This window comes from Sphingomonas sp. 10B4 (assembly GCF_035019905.1).
Taxonomy (GTDB): domain Bacteria; phylum Pseudomonadota; class Alphaproteobacteria; order Sphingomonadales; family Sphingomonadaceae; genus Sphingomonas; species Sphingomonas glacialis.
In genome coordinates this window covers 1-261 of sequence record NZ_JASJVC010000383.1, presented here as the reverse complement: position 1 = coordinate 261, position 261 = coordinate 1, and the positions used below count along the sequence as shown (strand labels likewise).

The window sequence follows — 261 nt, the reverse complement described above, 5'->3', positions numbered from 1 at the left end:
CACCGGTACTCAGGCCCTGCGCACAAGCCATGTCAGCGCGACGGCAGCCGCCACCAGCGCGATCACGGTGAGTTCCATCCAGAGCTCGTTGACCGTATGTGTCGCCTCGGCGGGCACTTGGCGGTGAACCGTTGCTGGCGCGGAAACAGAAAAAGGGTTGTAGACCGCACCGCCAAAACTCGGTGCGTCGACACTGTTCGCAGGGGCCTGGGGCTTGGGTTTGGCTTGTGCAGTCGCCGCCGATTTCGCAGGTGTCCATTC

Annotated in this window: 1 protein-coding gene; it reads right to left on the bottom strand. The window is 63.2% G+C overall.

Annotated elements, in window-relative coordinates; translation table 11 throughout:
* Window positions 1-9: 9 nt before the first annotated feature.
* Window positions 10-261: hypothetical protein (locus QN347_RS20210; RefSeq protein ID WP_323494462.1), on the bottom strand; the 252-nt coding region annotated here is incomplete at its 5' end.